14 protein-coding genes are annotated in these 14,917 nt (G+C 63.8%); 6 read left to right on the top strand and 8 right to left on the bottom strand.

The window, feature by feature from the left end:
- Positions 1-25: 25 nt before the first annotated feature.
- The 3 genes from zwf to AOQ71_RS22190 are packed head-to-tail and all read right to left on the bottom strand — an operon-like array spanning position 26 to position 3,789.
- Complete coding sequence (gene zwf, locus AOQ71_RS22200) at positions 26-1,504, bottom strand: glucose-6-phosphate dehydrogenase (RefSeq protein WP_057751010.1); 1,479 nt, start codon at positions 1,502-1,504, stop codon at positions 26-28.
- 58 nt (positions 1,505-1,562) lie between these two features.
- The gene (locus AOQ71_RS22195; RefSeq protein WP_057751007.1) at positions 1,563-2,519 is read right to left on the bottom strand and encodes a carbohydrate kinase family protein; all 957 of its coding nucleotides are present in this window, start codon (positions 2,517-2,519) and stop codon (positions 1,563-1,565) included.
- Positions 2,520-2,553: 34 nt separating this feature from the next.
- Positions 2,554-3,789: an ROK family transcriptional regulator gene (locus AOQ71_RS22190; protein ID WP_057751002.1), complete on the bottom strand. Its 1,236-nt coding sequence runs from the start codon at positions 3,787-3,789 to the stop codon at positions 2,554-2,556.
- Between the two features lie 216 nt (positions 3,790-4,005).
- On the opposite strand from AOQ71_RS22190, the gene AOQ71_RS22185 reads away from it, so the two are divergent.
- The 3 genes from AOQ71_RS22185 to AOQ71_RS22175 all read left to right on the top strand — a co-directional run bounded on the left by AOQ71_RS22185 (position 4,006) and on the right by AOQ71_RS22175 (position 7,020).
- A complete protein-coding gene (locus AOQ71_RS22185) occupies positions 4,006-5,025 on the top strand; it encodes a sugar ABC transporter substrate-binding protein (RefSeq protein ID WP_057751000.1) in 1,020 nt (339 codons plus the stop codon).
- Between the two features lie 118 nt (positions 5,026-5,143).
- Positions 5,144-6,226: an ABC transporter permease gene (locus AOQ71_RS22180; RefSeq protein WP_157083617.1), complete on the top strand. Its 1,083-nt coding sequence runs from the start codon at positions 5,144-5,146 to the stop codon at positions 6,224-6,226.
- On the top strand, positions 6,202-7,020 hold the full coding sequence (locus AOQ71_RS22175) for an ATP-binding cassette domain-containing protein (RefSeq protein WP_083514402.1): 819 nt from the start codon (positions 6,202-6,204) through the stop codon (positions 7,018-7,020). The genes AOQ71_RS22180 and AOQ71_RS22175 overlap by 25 nt, the downstream gene beginning before the upstream one ends.
- Positions 7,021-7,166: 146 nt before the next feature.
- On the opposite strand, the gene lpdA is transcribed toward AOQ71_RS22175, so the two are convergent.
- Genes lpdA through AOQ71_RS22150 form a run of 5 tightly spaced genes read right to left on the bottom strand, consistent with a single transcriptional unit; the run spans position 7,167 to position 12,372 of the window.
- The gene (gene lpdA, locus AOQ71_RS22170) at positions 7,167-8,564 is read right to left on the bottom strand and encodes a dihydrolipoyl dehydrogenase (RefSeq protein WP_057750995.1); all 1,398 of its coding nucleotides are present in this window, start codon (positions 8,562-8,564) and stop codon (positions 7,167-7,169) included.
- Between the two features lie 7 nt (positions 8,565-8,571).
- Positions 8,572-9,831 carry a dihydrolipoamide acetyltransferase family protein gene (locus AOQ71_RS22165; protein ID WP_057750992.1) on the bottom strand — a complete coding sequence of 420 codons (1,260 nt, stop codon included), beginning with the start codon at positions 9,829-9,831 and terminating at the stop codon, positions 8,572-8,574.
- Between the two features lies 1 nt (position 9,832).
- Positions 9,833-10,846, bottom strand: coding sequence for an alpha-ketoacid dehydrogenase subunit beta (locus AOQ71_RS22160; RefSeq protein WP_057750989.1), 1,014 nt, complete (start codon positions 10,844-10,846; stop codon positions 9,833-9,835).
- Positions 10,847-10,849: 3 nt separating this feature from the next.
- On the bottom strand, positions 10,850-12,109 hold the full coding sequence (locus AOQ71_RS22155; protein ID WP_057750986.1) for a 3-methyl-2-oxobutanoate dehydrogenase (2-methylpropanoyl-transferring) subunit alpha: 1,260 nt from the start codon (positions 12,107-12,109) through the stop codon (positions 10,850-10,852).
- Positions 12,106-12,372 (bottom strand): hypothetical protein, encoded by a 267-nt coding sequence (locus AOQ71_RS22150; RefSeq protein ID WP_057750983.1) that lies wholly within the window; start codon positions 12,370-12,372, stop codon positions 12,106-12,108. The genes AOQ71_RS22155 and AOQ71_RS22150 overlap by 4 nt, the downstream gene beginning before the upstream one ends.
- Before the next feature lie 134 nt (positions 12,373-12,506).
- On the opposite strand from AOQ71_RS22150, the gene AOQ71_RS22145 reads away from it, so the two are divergent.
- Genes AOQ71_RS22145 through AOQ71_RS22135 form a run of 3 tightly spaced genes read left to right on the top strand, consistent with a single transcriptional unit; the run spans position 12,507 to position 14,833 of the window.
- On the top strand, positions 12,507-13,019 hold the full coding sequence (locus tag AOQ71_RS22145) for an Lrp/AsnC family transcriptional regulator (protein ID WP_057750980.1): 513 nt from the start codon (positions 12,507-12,509) through the stop codon (positions 13,017-13,019).
- Between the two features lie 55 nt (positions 13,020-13,074).
- Positions 13,075-13,332, top strand: coding sequence for a hypothetical protein (locus tag AOQ71_RS22140; RefSeq protein WP_057750977.1), 258 nt, complete (start codon positions 13,075-13,077; stop codon positions 13,330-13,332).
- A gap of 19 nt (positions 13,333-13,351) precedes the next feature.
- Positions 13,352-14,833 carry an aldehyde dehydrogenase family protein gene (locus tag AOQ71_RS22135; protein ID WP_057750974.1) on the top strand — a complete coding sequence of 494 codons (1,482 nt, stop codon included), beginning with the start codon at positions 13,352-13,354 and terminating at the stop codon, positions 14,831-14,833.
- Positions 14,834-14,917 lie beyond the last annotated feature (84 nt).

Here is a 14,917-nt window from a genome sequence, read left to right as displayed (position 1 = left end):
GCATCGGCGACAAGCTGCTCCGTGGTCACGGACCGTCCTCCATCCATGTGCGGCCGTCGCGTTCGATCAGCGCGACGGCGGCGGAGGGGCCCCAGCTGCCGGCAACGTAGGGACGCGGGATTTCATTCATCCGGCTCCACGCCTGACGGATCGGGTCGATCCAGCGCCATGCCGCTTCGACTTCGTCCCGGCGCATGAACAAGGTCGCGTCGCCGCGGACCACATCCATCAACAGCCGCTCGTAAGCGTCCGGCACGGAGACGTCGAATGCTTCCGCAAAGCTCATGTCGAGAGGGACATATTGCAACCGCATGCCGCCCGGTCCGGGCTCCTTGATCATCAGCCAGAGCTTGATTCCCTCGTCGGGCTGCAGACGGATCACGAGCCGCGTCTGCAACGCCTTTCCCGAATTCGAATTGAAAATCGAATGCGGGACCTTGCGGAAGGTCACGACGATCTCGGAGCTGCGTTGTTGCAGCCGCTTTCCGGTGCGCAGGTAGAAGGGAACGCCGGTCCAGCGCCAATTTGCAACGGCCGCCTTGAGCGCAACGAACGTCTCCGTCGAGCTTGGGCGATCTGCGATCTCTTCCGCGTAGCCGGGCACAGCGATGCCATTGCATGCGCCGGCGCGGTATTGGCCTGGTACGGTCAGGAATGCAGCGTTGGTTTCGTCGATCCGTTCCAGCGACTTCAGGATCTTGAGCTTCTCGTCGCGCACGGCATCCGCCTCGAGCGAATGTGGCGGCTCCATCGCCACCAGACAGAGCAGCTGCAGAAGATGGTTCTGAACCATGTCGCGCAGCGCGCCGGACTTGTCGTAGTAGGGGCCGCGTTCCTCCACGCCGATGGATTCGGCGACCGTGATCTGCACATGGTCGATGTGGGCGGCATTCCACAGCGGTTCGAACAGCGCGTTGGCGAACCGCAGCGCCATCAAGTTCTGCACCGTCTCCTTGCCGAGATAGTGATCGATCCGATAGACGCGTTCCTCCGGAAAAATCTTCCCGACGGTTTGATTGAACCGGATTGCGGATTCGAGATCCTTGCCGATCGGCTTCTCGATGACGATGCGGGAATCGCCCTTTGAAAGACCGTAGTGACCGAGCCTTTCGCAGATCGGCCCGAACAGATGCGGTGCCGTTGCCAGATAGTGCACCTGGATGCGGTCGGCATAGGCCGATAGCGCCGCCGCCAGTTCGGTCCAGCCATGCTCGCCTTCCGCGTCGGCAGCCATGTAGGAGATGCGGGCCAGGAAGCGATCGAGTTCCGCTCCCGTCGTTTCCGATGCCGGCACATGTTGCACGATCGCCTCGCGCACCATGGCGAGGAAGTCATCGCGCGACATTGCACCGCGCGCGACGCCGAGAATGGTGGCGTCATCCGGCAACTGGCCGGCGAAATCGCGGCGAAACAGCGCCGGCAACAGCTTGCGGCGTGCGAGATCACCTGTCACGCCGAAAACGGTCAGGACGAAGGGGGCCACCGGGATGACGCGGCTTGTCATGCCCGCCCCCTCGTCAATTCGAGCCTCTTTGATGTGCCGCGTTGTGTCTGTCACTCTGTCAAGCATGGCATGGCTCCGTACTCGCATCGATGTCGGCGGCGGTCGGCAGGTCGGCTCCATCGCGGGACACCGTGATGGCAGCGGCAGCCGTCGCGTAAGCGAGCAACTCGCGGATATCAGGCGGGTCGAGCGCCGCAATGGCCTCGGGACGGAGCCGGCCGGTTTTCGCAAGCTGCGCAAGCAGCGCGGCGTGGAATGTATCGCCGGCGCCCACTGTGTCGCGCACGACCGTGAAACGACCGGGCACCGAGACGCTGCCAGTGGTCGAAAAGGCGGTTGCGCCCTTTGCTCCCTCGGTCACGACCACCAGATGCGCCCCGCACGCGAGCCAGTAGGCGGCCGCATCGGCAATCGAGGCCCGACCGCCCCACGCAATGCGGACATCCTCGTCGCTCGCCTTGATCATCGTAGCCGTCCGGTAGAAGCGTTCCGCGGCGATGGCCCAGCTTTTCATGTCGCCGACGACGGTCGGTCGCACGTTCGGATCCACGCTGATGACGCGGCGGCCATGCTCGCGCTCGGCGAGCGCGGCAAACGTCGAGCCGACCGGCTCGACAGCCATGGAATAGGAGCCAAAGGTCAGAGCCTGAATATCGTCCGGCAGCGTGCGGGGGAGATGGGCAAGTCTCAGCGAGCGATCTGCCGCGCCTTCGCCGTGGAAAGTATAGTTTGGCTGGCCGTCACCGGTCGTCGCCACGATCGAGATCGGGGACGGCCGGTCGCTTCGCACGAGAAAGCTGCCGTCCACGCCCTCGCGAGCGAGCCTGTCCGCGAGGAACGTGCCGAAATGATCGCGCGAAATGCCACTCAGGAACGCCGTTCGAACCCCGAGCCGAGCGAGACCAACAGCAACATTGAAGGGCGAGCCGCCAGCAACGGCATGGGTCGACATCGCGGACCCGCCGTGCGCCCTCACAAACAGATCGATCAGGGCTTCGCCACAGACAAGAATCATGATGTGTGACCCTCGTTCATCAGGACGACCATGCTCAATCCTTGAAGAGCACGTCGTGGTCGCGAGCGAACGCCGCGAGCAACGGCAGCGCCGCGCCGCCGATCGCGCGCGCATCGCGCCCGATCGAGCCCTCCACCACGACAGCGTCGGTGAGGCCCTGCCGGTCCATACCGGCCCAATGTTCCTTTGTGCGCTCGACGAGGCGATGGCGCACATCGACCGGAAAGGCCCCGTCGATGATGACGGCTTCAAAGTCGATCACTGCGAGCAGGGCGGTGATCGCCTGCGCCAGCGCTGCGGCCGCCTCGGAAACCCACGCTTCCAGCGGCTCCTCGAAGCTCGACCAGTCGTCGGGCGAGAGCCAGATGTCGGTGCCTGGTCGGCCAGCGGCGATCAGTCGGCGCTCGAGCTGATAGATCGAAGCGGTGCGGATCAATTGCTGAAGGCTTGCCTCACCATTTTCCTCCCGCCGCATGATCGGCATGGAGCCGAGCGCGCCGGCATTGCTGCTTCGTCCCGGGAAGAGGCTGCCGTTCAGAACAATGCCGCCGCCGATGAAGGCGCCAATGTAGAAATAGGCAAAATCCCGATACGCCGCGCCGGCACCGAAGGTGAGTTCGGCTGCGCATGCCGAAGTCGCGTCGTTGCTGACGCGCACCGGCCAAGGGGCGAAACGGCGCGACAGTTCGGCAGCAACATTGAAGCCACGCCATTTGCCGAGCGCGCCGGGTGGTGTCTGCAGGTCAGCTTCCCAATTCCACAACTCAAATGGCATCGCGACGCCAATGCCGCTGATCCTGTCGTGCTGGGCTTCTGGCAACTCGGCGAGAAGACCAGGCATCTCGCGTTCGGCAAATGCCATGATCTCTTCGGGGGACGGGAAGGAGTAGATCACGCGTCGTCTGGCGCGGATGCCGGCGGCGAAATCCATCAACACCAGATCGGAGCTGCGACGGCCGATCATGAGTCCCAGTCCAAACGCGCCGTCCGGATTGAGCGAATAGGGGACCGACGGCTGGCCGATGCGGCCTCGCTGCGGTTCGCCTGCACGGAGCAGTCCGTCGGCTTCCAGCCGATTGATGATCACCGTCGTGGTTTGAGTCGAAAGCCCGGTGAGGCGCGCGATCTCGACCTTGGCGAGACTACGATGGCGCCGAATGAGGGAGAGGATCAGGCGCTCGTTGTACAGTCTCACGCCGGTTTGAGTGGTGCCGCGGCTGTCGCCGGGGAAGGCCACCGTAGTTCCAGCAACCGCGGCTGTTTCTTCCATCTTCGGCTCCTCACAATCCGGGGAATCCGTCCTTGCGACAGGTCGATTGGCCGTTCCCGGCAGTCGGCCGCTACAATGACCGCAGTCGGCAATGTATGTCAATTAATAAATCGGGATGATTTATTTATTGACAAGGTCGTTTTGCGCTCTCTAGGATGCCCCACCACGCGGTCGAAACCGTGCAGGCCAACAAAACGACTAACGAGGAGGGAATTGATGCGTCAGTCACTCGGACTATTCACAGCGTTCGCGCTGGCTCTGGGCGCCACCAGTAGTTTCGCGGCCGACAAGCCGATCGTGGGCCTCATCACCAAGACCAACACCAACCCGTTCTTCGTGAAGATGAAGGCCGGCGCCGACGAGGCGGCCAAGGCGAATGATGTCGAGCTCCGCTCGTTTGCCGGAAAGGTCGACGGCGACAATGAGAGCCAGGTCGCGGCTATCGAGAACCTGATCGCCGCCGGTGCCAAGGGCATCCTGATCACACCAAACGACTCCCGCGCGGTCGTCCCCGCTGTCGAGAAGGCGCGGGCGGCGGGCATTCTTGTCATCGCCCTCGACACCCCGCTCGATCCGGCGAATGCGGCTGATGCAACGTTTGCCACCGACAATTTCCTGGCTGGCGAAATGATCGGCCAATGGGCTGCCAAGACGCTGGGCGCCAAGGCGGCATCGGCGAAGATTGCGCTGCTCGACCTCAACGTGAACCAGATCTCGGTCGATGTCGCGCGCGATCAGGGCTTTCTGAAAGGCTTTGGCATCGATCTCGGCAACCCCGCCAAGATCGGTGACGAGAAGGATGCGCGCATCGTCGGTCACGATGTGACGCTCGGCAGCGAGGAAGGCGGCCGCAAGGCGATGGAGAATCTGCTCCAGAAGAATCCGGACATCTCGCTCGTCTATACCATCAACGAGCCTGCGGCGGCGGGAGCCTACGAGGCGTTGCGCTCGGTTGGCCGCGACAAGGACGTGCTGATCGTTTCGGTCGACGGCGGTTGCCCTGGCGTGCGCAACGTGAAGGACGGCGTCATCGGCGCCACCTCCATGCAATTCCCGCTGCTGATGGCGGCGAAGGGCGTTGAGGCGGTGAAGACCTTTGCCACCGGCGGCGGCAAGCCGAAGGCGTCGCCCGGTCTCGACTTCGTCAATACCGGCGTCGAACTCGTCACCGACAAGCCCGTTGGCGAAATGCCGTCGATCGACAGCGCTGCTGCCTTGAAGAAGTGCTGGGGCTGATCGCAGCTCTGACTTGTCGTCGCCGCCAAGGATTGGCGCCCGCGAGCCGGGCGCCAAAAGCCGGAAACCCTTCCGCGATCGGACGGGCAGATCCCCGCATGCAACGAGGAAAATGGTCATGACCGACATCGGCAGTAGCCGCCCGGTTGCCCAGGCTTTCGAGCTCGTGCTCGACAAGGGCGAGAGTCGCGTCGCCGAGTTCGAGGTTCGTGCGCGATCGCCGCTGCAGAAGCTTCAGCATTTCCTGCACGCCAATCCGACAGCAGTGCCGGCGATCGTGCTGCTGCTCAGCGTTGCGGCGTTCGGCTTCACCGTCGGCTCGCGTTTTCTGTCGATGTTCAACCTGTCGCTGATCATCCAGCAGGTCACGATCATCGGCGTGATCGGGGCGGCGCAGACGTTGATCGTGATCACCGCCGGCATCGATCTCTCGGTTGGTGCCATCATGGTGCTGTGCTCCGTCATCATGGGCAAGCTCGCGGTCACCATGGGACTGCCGGCTCCGATCGCGCTCGTTGTCGGCGTTGCCGCAGGTGCCGGCTGCGGCGTGATCAATGGTACGCTCGTGACCCGACTCAAGCTGCCGCCTTTCATCGTGACGCTCGGGACGTGGTCGATCTTCTTCGCGCTCAATCTTTGGTATTCGGCGTCAGAGACCATCCGTTCGCAGGAGGTCGCGAAAATCGCCCCGCTGCTGCAGGCATTGGGAACGCCGGTCAACATTCTTGGCGCCCGCTTCACTTACGGCTCCTTCTTCATGCTCGGCCTCGTGGCGTTGATCTGGTTCGTGCTGAATCGCACCGCCTTCGGGCGCCATCTCTATGCGGTGGGCGACGATCCCGATGCGGCGCGGCTTTCCGGCATCCGGACCGACCGCATTCTCTTCAGTGTCTATGTGATCGCCGGCGTGATTTGCGCGCTTGGTGCCTGGGCATTGATCGGACGCATTGGCTCGATCAGCCCGCAGGCCGGCCAGACAGCCAATCTGGACAGCATCACTGCGGTGGTCGTCGGTGGCGCTAGTCTGTTCGGCGGGCGTGGTTCGATTATCGGCACGCTGATCGGCGCGCTGATCGTCGGCGTATTTCGCAACGGGCTCGCATTGTCCGATGTCGACGTGCTCTGGCAAGAATTCGCCGTCGGCTGGCTGATCATCATCGCAGTGGCGCTTGACCAATGGATTCGCAAGGTGTCGGCATGAGCACAGGATCGAACGTTCCCGGTACAACTCCGCTCCTTCAGGCCCGCGGCCTCAACAAGCGCTATGGCCGCGTGACGGCGCTCGATCATGCCGACTTCGATCTCTATCCGGGCGAGATCTTGGCCGTGATCGGAGACAATGGTGCCGGAAAGTCATCGCTGATCCGCGCGCTCTCGGGCGCACTGGTTCCGGACTCAGGCGAGATCAAACTCGCCGGCAAGACAGTCGCATTTCGTTCGCCGCTCGACGCTCAGGCGGCCGGCATCGAGACGGTTTACCAGACGCTTGCTCTGTCGCCCAGCCTATCGATCGCCGACAATATGTTCCTCGGCCGCGAACTGCGCCGGGCCGGGCCGCTCGGAACGATCTGCCGCATGCTCGATCGCAAGGCCATGCAGCGCGTCGCCCGCGAGAAGCTCACCGAGCTTGGCCTTATGACCGTGCAAAGTATCAATCAGCGGGTCGAAACCCTGTCGGGCGGTCAGCGCCAGGGTGTGGCGGTTGCGAGGGCTGCGGCCTTCGGCTCGCGCGTCGTCATCATGGACGAACCGACTGCGGCGCTCGGCGTCAAGGAATCGCGTCGGGTGCTGGAACTGATCCTCGATGTGCGGCGGCGCGGCGTTTCGGTGGTCCTGATCAGCCACAACATGCCGCACGTGTTCGAGATAGCCGATCGCATCCATATTCATCGACTCGGTCGGCGGCTCACGGTGATCGATCCCAAGGCCTACACGATGTCGGATGCGGTTGCCTTCATGACCGGCGCGAAGGCACCGATCGAAGTTGCCGCGTGACTGCGCACCGGGGCCGGAGAACGGATTCTCATCTGCGCAGCTCTGCCGGCGCGCCGTCCGGGATCGGGAAGACTGAGTTGACGCTGATCTTGCCGAGCACGTAGCTGTCGGTCCCCTCTCCGGCTCACAGCTTCTCCCTCTATGTTTCAGATGTGAATTGCGTGGCCCAGCAACTTCAGAGCGGCCTCTTGAAGGGCCTCGCTTTGGGTTGGATGCGCGTGGACGGTGAGGGCGACGTCCTCGAGCCGCGCGCCCATTTCCAGCGCAAGGCTGAAGGCCGCAGAAAGTTCGGCGATACCGGCTCCGACGCCCTGGATGCCAAGCAGAACATGATTGTCCGCCCGCGCCACGGTCCGGATGAAGCCGTCCTCGCGCTCCAGCGTCAGTGCGCGGCCGTTGGCCTTGAACGGAAAGCGGTCCGTCTTGATGTTGAAGCTCTGATCGCTCGCCTCGCTCGGCGACAAGCCGACCGTGACGATCTCGGGATCGGTGAAGCAGATCGCCGGGATCGAAACCCTGTCCCAGGCGCGGTGACGGCCGGCGGCGATCTCTGCGACCATCTCGCCTTGCGCCATGGCGCGATGCGCCAGCATCGGCTCGCCGGTGACGTCGCCGATGGCGAAGACGCCGCGCATCGAAGAACGGCATCGGTCGTCAATCCGGATGAAAGATCCGTTCATGTCGAGATCGAGGGTCTCGAGGCCGAATCCTGATGTCACAGGCCTGCGGCCCACCGTCACCAGAATCTTGTCGGCATCGAGGGTCGTCTGCTGGCCGTCGGCGGTCTCGACCGCGAGCGCTCTGCCGTCCGAAACGAGAGCTTTCGCCTTCGCGCCTGTCAGAACGCCGACCCCGAGCGCGGCGAGGCGCCTTCCCACAGGCTCGCTCAGTTCGGCATCATATTGCGGCAGAATGCGTGGAGCGGCCTCGACGACCGTGACGGCCGCGCCCATCTTTGCGAACGCCGTGCCGAGCTCCAAACCGATATAGCCGCCGCCGACCACGATCAGCCTGTCCGGAATCTCGGTCAGCGCAAGGGCCTCGGTGGAGGAGATCACGCGACCTCCGAACGGCAGAGTCGGAATCGCAATCGGCTCAGACCCCGTCGCGATCACCACCGCTTCGGCATGAATCATCTGCGAGCCGGATTGCGTTTTGACCTCGATCGACTTGCCGTCGCGAAAGCGAGCGTGCCCGGCAATCAGCCTGACGCCGGCTTTCTTCAGCAGGCCAGCCACGCCGCCGTTCAAGCGCCTGACGATGCCGTCTTTCCAGGCGATGGTCTTGGCGAAGTCGAGCGACGGCCTTGCGGTCGAAATTCCGAGCGCGCTCTTGCCCCCGGCGGCAATCGCAATGGTTTCATACTCGTCGGCCGCGTGGATCAGGGCCTTCGAGGGAATGCAGCCGACATTGAGGCAGGTGCCACCCGGCCTTTCGGCTTCGATGACGATCGTATCGATGCCGAGCTGGCCGGCACGGATCGCGCAGGTGTAGCCGCCGGGGCCGGCGCCGATGACGAGGAGCTTGCAGGTGATCTCGGTCATCGCTTTTTCAGTCAATGAAAATCATCGCCGGCGTCTCCAAAAGCAGCTTGATGCGCTGCACGAACCGAGCGGCATCGAAACCATCGATCACGCGATGATCGAAGCTGGACGACAGGTTCATCATCTGGCGCGGGACGAAAGCCGAACCGTCCCAGTGCGGCCGGATCGCGATCCGGTTGACGCCGACGATCGCGACCTCCGGGTGATTGATGATGGGCGTCGTCGCCAGCCCGCCGAGGGCGCCGAGCGACGTGATGGTGATGGTTGAGCCGGTGAGTTCGTCGCGGGTGGCGCTGCCGTTTCGGGCGGCTTCCGCAAGCCGGGCGATCTCACTGGCGCAACCCCAGAGGTCGCGCGCTTCGGCATGCCTGACGACGGGGACCATCAGGCCGGTCGGGGTCTGGGTGGCGATTCCGATATGAACGCCGGCGTGCTGGTGCACGATCCCGGCCTCATCGTCGAAATGGGCATTGAGATGCGGCAGCTCGGCGATCGCGCGCACCATGGCGCGCATCAGAAACGGCAGCAATGTCAGCTTCGGCTTGTCCGGCAGCTTGCGCCCGTTGACCTTCGCGCGCAAATCCTCGAGCGCCGTGACATCGACCTCCTCGACATAGGTGATGTGCGGGATGCGCGCGTTCGCAATCGACATCTTCTCGGCGATCTTGCGCCGCAAGCCGACGATCTTGATGTCGGTGACAGCAGTTTGGGCCTGGTGCGGCGTCGCTGGCGTTCCAGCGCCGCCGCGCAAGAGAAGAGCGTCGAGATCATCGTGAGTGATCCGCCCAGCCGGACCCGTGCCGTGAACCTGCCGCAGATCGACGCCAGCTTCGCGCGCACGGAGCCGGACGGCAGGAGCGGCCAAAGGCCGTTCGGCCGCGTGATGGCGTGGCGCAGCGAAGGGCTTCGATTTCTGTGCACCCGCCGGCGCGCGCGGGATGGTTGCGCCGTGATCCGCCCCTTTGGCCTCGGCGCTTGCCGCGGGTGATGCCACTTTTGCCGCCTCAGGCGCCGGTTCGCTCTTGCCGTCGAGCTCCAGCCGAACGAAGTCCGAGCCGATGGCGAGAAGATCGCCTACATTGCCGGCGAGCCAGGTGACGCGTCCGTCAGCCGGCGAGGGGATTTCGACGGTCGCCTTGTCGGTCATGACGGCGCCGAGCACGGCGTCCTCACGAACGACATCGCCGACCTTCACGTGCCATTCCACCAGTTCGGCTTCCGCGATGCCTTCGCCGACGTCGGGCAGCCTGACCACGCGCTCGGCCATCTCAGGCCTCCATCGTTTCGATCAGCGCGCGGCCAATGCGCGCCGGGCCAGGGAAGTAGTCCCATTCCTGCGCGTGCGGGTAGGGCGTATCCCAGCCGGCGACGCGCAGGATGGGGGCTTCAAGGTGATAGAAGCATCGCGTCTGGACCAGCGCACAGAGCTCGGCCCCGAAGCCGGAGGTAAGCGTTGCCTCATGCACGATGACGCAGCGTCCGGTCTTCTTCACCGAGGCTTCGATGGTATCCAGATCGAGCGGCAGCAGTGAGCGAAGATCGATGATCTCGGCGTCGATACCGGTTTCGTTCGCGGCGGTCTCGGCGACATGAACCATCGTCCCGTAGGCGAGGATGGTGACGGCGTTGCCCTCTCTGCGGATCGCGGCGCTGCCGAGCGGAATTGCAAAATGGCCGTCGTCGACTTCGCCTAGATCGTGCTTCGACCACGGCGTCACCGTCCGGTCATGGTGGCCGTCGAACGGACCGTTATAGAGGCGCTTCGGCTCGAGAAAGATGACGGGATCGGGATCCTCGATGGCCGAGATCAGCAGACCCTTGGCGTCGCGCGGGTTCGACGGCACGACGGTCTTGATACCGCAGACGTGGGTGAACAGCGCTTCCGGGCTCTGGCTGTGCGTTTGCCCGCCAAAGATGCCGCCGCCGGTCGGCATGCGAACCACAAGCGGGCAGGTGAACTGGCCGTTGGAGCGATAGCGCAGCCGTGCAGCCTCCGAGACGATCTGGTCGTAGGCAGGATACATGTAGTCAGCGAACTGAATCTCGACGCAGGGCTTCAATCCGTAGGCCGCCATGCCTACCGCGATGCCGACGATGCCGAGCTCGCTGATCGGGGTATCGAAGCAGCGGCTCGTTCCGTATTTCGCCTGCAGTCCCTGGCTGGCGCGAAACACGCCGCCGAAATAGCCGACATCCTCGCCGAACACGACGACACCGTCGTCGCGCGACATCATCACGTCCATGGCATCCCTGATGGCCTCGATCATGGTCCGGCGTGTCATGGTTCAGACTCCGGCTTCCTGGCGCTGGCGGCGCAGATGCGGAGGCATCTCGGCGAACACGCCCTCGAACATGTCGCGTGCCGTAGGCCGCTGCTCGGAATGGAGCGTGCCGTAGCTTTCGGCCTCCTTCTGCGCCGAGATTACGGTGTCGAGGATCTCGGCCTCCGTCTGCTTGTGCCGCTCCTCCGACCAGGCACCGCGAACGATCAGATGGTTCTTCAGCCGGATCACGGGATCTCCGAGCGGCCATGCGTCGGATTCCGTCTTCGGCCGGTAGCCTGCCGGGTCATCGGAGGTGGAGTGAGCGCCGACGCGGTAGGTGACATGTTCGATCAGGGTCGGGCCGAGATTGCGGCGTGCGCGCTCGCAAGCCCATTTCGCGACCGCATGGACTGCGAGGTAGTCGTTGCCGTCGACGCGCAGCGCCGGAATGCCGAAGCCGAGACCGCGCGCGGCGAACGTGCCGGAGCCACCGCGCGCGATCCCCTGGAAGGTCGAGATGGCCCATTGATTGTTGACGATGTTGAGCACGACCGGCGCGCGATATGTCGAAGCGAACACCAGCGCGGCATGGAAGTCCGATTCTGCGGTTGCACCGTCGCCGATCCAGCCAACGGCGATCTTGGTGTCATTCTTGATGGCGGACGCCATCGCCCAGCCGACCGCCTGGATGTACTGGGTGGCGAGATTGCCCGAGATCGAGAAGAAGCCGTGTTCCCTGGAGGAATACATCACGGGCAATTGGCGCCCCTTCAGGGGATCGTGCGTGTTGGAGTAGATCTGGCAGGCCATCTCGACCAGCGAGTAGCCACCGGCGATCAAGAGCCCCGCCTGGCGATAGGTCGGAAAATTCATGTCGCCCGGAAGAAGCGCCTTGCGGAAGGCGCAGCTCACCGCCTCTTCGCCCATATGCTGCATATAGAACGAGGTCTTGCCCTGGCGCTGCGCCATTTGCATGCGCGCATCGAACGCACGCAGCGTCATCATGTGGCGCAGCCCCTCGAGCAATTCACTGTCCGAGAGCGCCCCGGCCCAGGGCCCCACCGCTTCGCTGTCGCGATTGAGCACACGGATGACGGAGAAGGCGAGATCGCGGATGGCCTCGGGATCGACGTCGACGCTGGGACGATCGACCTGGCCGGCGCGCGGGATGCGGATGTTCGAGAAATCGGGCGTGCCGCCCGGGCGCACTGCCGGCTCGGGCACGTGCAGCTTCAGTGGCGCAGGCGCGGGGGATGGAGCCACCTCGCGCCGCGGGCTCATGGTGTCATGTGTGAGGTCCGAGTCGGGCATTGGCTTTCACCTCTCACCTCGATCGCATCGATGCAGAACAACGCGCCGACGCGGCGAGCGATCCGGTCGACAGCGTCGCGATCATCGATGTCTATGGAAGCCGAGATGCGGCATTCGCTCGCGTCCGCCGGTGCGCTGACGGCCGCGAGCCGAAGTCCCGCGACACGCGTCTGGTCGAGCAGGCGGCCGAGTGCGGCGTGCATATCGCTGGTCTGGAGTTCGAGCAAAAACACCGCGTTGGTCTCATGCTTTTAGGAAACGGTACTGCCAAACGTCAGGATTGTCGTTCCATTAATCTCGGTATACCATGGATGGGTAGGAGGAAATTTCTACATATTGTTGGAAAATCCAGAAAGAAGTTCTCGGTATGGCGCCAGCCAGGCGTGCCACAAGGCCGGTCAAGGCACCGCGCAAGGATGCGCTTCGGCTCGACGAGATCGATCGCAAGATCCTGCGCGCCCTGCAGCAGGATGCACGCCTGACCACGGCGCAACTCGCCGAAAGAATCGGGCTCTCCACCACGCCGTGCTGGAACAGGCTGAAGCGTCTGGAAACGCAGGGCTACATCGATGGCTACGTTGCGCTGCTCAATCAGGACAAGCTCGGCCTGCCCGAGACGGTTATCATAGAGCTGACGCTCGATCGCCACGATGAGGAGATGCTCGAGCGTTTCGGCCAGTTGCTGACGAGCTTGCCGGAGGTGATCGAGGCCTATCTCACCACCGGCGACTACGACTACGTCGTGAAGGTCGCGGTCGAAAGCACCGCCGGCTACGAACGCTTTCTGCGCGAGAAGCTCTATCGCATTCCAGGCATTCGCCACAGCCGCTCATCGTTTGCGCTGCGCTGCCTGAAAAAGCTGACCTCAGTGCAGGTCTAGCCAAATGCGTCCCGTGTCACCGCAGTAATCCTGAACGGGGTGTCAGTCTTTCTCAATGATCGATGTGCCTGTTCCGGCTCTGGTGACGGGTGACGTCGTCACCGTTCCCTTCTTCGTCGCCAATGCGCTAAAGCATATCGGTTACGACCAGATGATGGCGAACGGCTCCGGCGCCTCCAAAGCGATCGCAGACGGCGTCGGCTCTGCCACCGCAGCCGCGGTCGAAGGCGGCCATGGCCGAGCCTATATTTCGGACCTGGCACGGCTGCTTCGCAAGGCGAAGCCGGCAGCCCGGCCAGAGAATGAGCGTTGAGACAGGAAAGACTGAGCGAATGACAAAGACCGAGATCCGATTTCCCGTAGACGGCCGAACTCGCAAGATGTTCGTTGATGGCACCTGGGTCGAGGCGCGCTCGGGGAAAGTCTTCGAGACGCGCAACCCGGCAACGGGCGAAGTGATCGGCCATGTCCCGCGTGGCGATGCCGTCGACATCGACATCGCGGTCGCCGCCGCGCGTCGGGCCTTCGTCGGACCATGGAGCCGCTTCAAGCCGTTCGAGCGGCAGGCGCTGCTCCTGCGCATCGCCGATCTGTTTGAGAAGCATTGGGAGGAGATCAGCCAGTCCGACACGGCGGACATGGGCATGCCGATCGTGAGGACGCGGGCGAACAAGCTCCGCGTGCTCGGCATGCTGAGATATTACGCCGGCATGGCGACCGCGATTCACGGGCAGACGGTCGACAATTCGCTTCCAGGCGACATCGTCTCGTTCACGCGGAAGGAGCCCGTCGGCGTGGTCGGCGCGATCATTCCCTGGAACGCGCCCACGGCGGCGTCGGTCTGGAAGATCGGACCTGCGCTTGCGACCGGCTGTACGATCGTGCTCAAGCCCTCGGAAGAGGCGCCGCTGACGCCGCTCCTGATCGCGGATTTGATGAATGAGGCAGGCGTGCCGCCCGGTGTCGTCAACGTCGTGACAGGGACCGGGCCTGAGGCCGGTGCGCCTCTGGCCGAACATCAGGGCGTCGACAAGATCGTCTTCACGGGCTCCACGGCAACCGGGCAGGCCATCATTCGTGCCTCTGCCGGCAATCTCAAGCGGGTGTCGCTCGAGCTTGGCGGAAAGTCACCCGTCATCGTCTGCGCCGATGCCGACCTCGACAAGGCCGTTCCGATTGCCGCAATGGCGGCATTCGCAAATTCAGGCCAGATCTGCATCGCCGGCTCGCGGCTGTTCGTCGAGCGGGCCATTCACGACGAACTGGTCGAACGGCTGGGCAAGTTTGCCTCGGCCCTGAAAATTGGCGATGGCGCCGATCCCTCGACGGACATCGGCCCCCTCGTTTCCGAGCGGCAGCTCGACAAGGTTGAAGGCTTCCTGCGCAGCGGACGCGAGGAGGGCGCGAAGGTCGTGGCCGGTGGCAGGCGGTTGAAGGAAGGAAACCTCGCCAAGGGCAACTTCGTCGAGCCGACGGTGTTCGCCGGCGTCTCCGACACCATGCAGATCGCCCGTGACGAAATCTTTGGTCCTGTCATCTCCGCGCTGCCGTTCGACACGCTTGATGAAGCCGTGGAACGGGCCAATGCGACGCCATATGGGCTTGCGGCCGGTGTCTTCACGCGCGACGTGAGCAAGGCCCACATCGTCTCGCGCAGCCTGCGCGCGGGCTCGGTCTGGGTGAACACCTACCACGCCATCGATCCTGCATTGCCCTTCGGCGGCTACAAGATGAGCGGATATGGCCGTGAGGGCGGCACTGAACAGCTCGACGAGTACCTGAACACGAAGGGGGTCTGGATCAAGCTGGACTGATCCGATCATTCTGTCGGCCTGGCGATCAGTCCCGACGCCGGCCAGCACCAGCGGCGCCACCAGAGCGGAGTAGGTCACGGCGGG

The sequence above is a fragment of the Bradyrhizobium manausense genome, from assembly GCF_001440035.1.
Taxonomy (GTDB): domain Bacteria; phylum Pseudomonadota; class Alphaproteobacteria; order Rhizobiales; family Xanthobacteraceae; genus Bradyrhizobium; species Bradyrhizobium manausense.
Note: the sequence above shows the minus strand (reverse complement) of the source record. Positions and strands in the feature narration are given on the sequence as shown.

Excerpts from the sequence above, each read along its gene's own strand:
- AOQ71_RS22160 (WP_057750989.1), bottom strand. The coding sequence starts at position 10,846 with ATGACACGCCGGACCATGATCGAGGCCATCAGGGATGCCATGGACGTG.
- zwf (WP_057751010.1), bottom strand. The coding sequence starts at position 1,504 with ATGACAAGCCGCGTCATCCCGGTGGCCCCCTTCGTCCTGACCGTTTTC.
- AOQ71_RS22165 (WP_057750992.1), bottom strand. The coding sequence starts at position 9,831 with ATGGCCGAGCGCGTGGTCAGGCTGCCCGACGTCGGCGAAGGCATCGCG.
- AOQ71_RS22180 (WP_157083617.1), top strand. The coding sequence starts at position 5,144 with ATGACCGACATCGGCAGTAGCCGCCCGGTTGCCCAGGCTTTCGAGCTC.
- AOQ71_RS22140 (WP_057750977.1), top strand. The coding sequence starts at position 13,075 with ATGATCGATGTGCCTGTTCCGGCTCTGGTGACGGGTGACGTCGTCACC.
- AOQ71_RS22145 (WP_057750980.1), top strand. The coding sequence starts at position 12,507 with ATGGCGCCAGCCAGGCGTGCCACAAGGCCGGTCAAGGCACCGCGCAAG.
- AOQ71_RS22175 (WP_083514402.1), top strand. The coding sequence starts at position 6,202 with ATGGATTCGCAAGGTGTCGGCATGAGCACAGGATCGAACGTTCCCGGT.
- AOQ71_RS22155 (WP_057750986.1), bottom strand. The coding sequence starts at position 12,109 with ATGAGCCCGCGGCGCGAGGTGGCTCCATCCCCCGCGCCTGCGCCACTG.
- AOQ71_RS22185 (WP_057751000.1), top strand. The coding sequence starts at position 4,006 with ATGCGTCAGTCACTCGGACTATTCACAGCGTTCGCGCTGGCTCTGGGC.
- AOQ71_RS22195 (WP_057751007.1), bottom strand. The coding sequence starts at position 2,519 with ATGATTCTTGTCTGTGGCGAAGCCCTGATCGATCTGTTTGTGAGGGCG.
- lpdA (WP_057750995.1), bottom strand. The coding sequence starts at position 8,564 with ATGACCGAGATCACCTGCAAGCTCCTCGTCATCGGCGCCGGCCCCGGC.
- AOQ71_RS22190 (WP_057751002.1), bottom strand. The coding sequence starts at position 3,789 with ATGGAAGAAACAGCCGCGGTTGCTGGAACTACGGTGGCCTTCCCCGGC.
- AOQ71_RS22135 (WP_057750974.1), top strand. The coding sequence starts at position 13,352 with ATGACAAAGACCGAGATCCGATTTCCCGTAGACGGCCGAACTCGCAAG.